Genomic DNA, 512 nt, shown 5'->3' with positions numbered 1-512 from the left:
GGGCGCAGATCGAGGCGGCGTTGGCGCCGCACTTTGCCCGCCATGTGCGTGAGGGCCGCGCCGTTGCGCAGGACGATCTGTTCGGCCCATCGCTGCAAGTGGCCGGTGCCGGTGTTGCTGCCGCCGGCCGTCCCCGTCTTCCCCTGCGCCTGATGGCCAGCCTGCTGTACCTCAAGCACGCGTACAAGCTGAGCGACGAAGAACTGGTGGAGCGCTGGGCCGAGAACGTCGTGTGGCAGCACTTCAGCGGCATGACGTTCTACGAGCCACGCCTGCCTTGCGATGCCACGCAGATCGGACGCTTTCGCTCGGCCATCGGCGAGGCCGGCGTTGAGGAGTTGCTCAAAGCCACCATCGACACGGCGGTGGCCTCCAAGGCCATCGGGCCGGCCGAGTTCGAGCGGCTGATCGTGGACACCACGGTACAGGAGAAGGCCATCGCGCACCCGGTGGACTCGCGGCTGCTGGAGATCGCACGCCACAAGGTTGTCGCCGCGGCCAAGCGCGCGGGC

1 protein-coding gene is annotated in these 512 nt (G+C 68.4%); it reads left to right on the top strand.

The window, feature by feature from the left end; all coding sequences use genetic code 11:
* Positions 1 to 8: 8 nt before the first annotated feature.
* A partial coding sequence (locus AVHM3334_RS23830; RefSeq protein WP_284415893.1) for a transposase occupies positions 9 to 512 on the top strand: 504 nt, incomplete at its 3' end.

This window comes from Acidovorax sp. SUPP3334 (assembly GCF_030159055.1).
Taxonomy (GTDB): Bacteria; Pseudomonadota; Gammaproteobacteria; order Burkholderiales; family Burkholderiaceae_C; genus Paracidovorax.
Note: the sequence above shows the minus strand (reverse complement) of the source record. Positions and strands in the feature narration are given on the sequence as shown.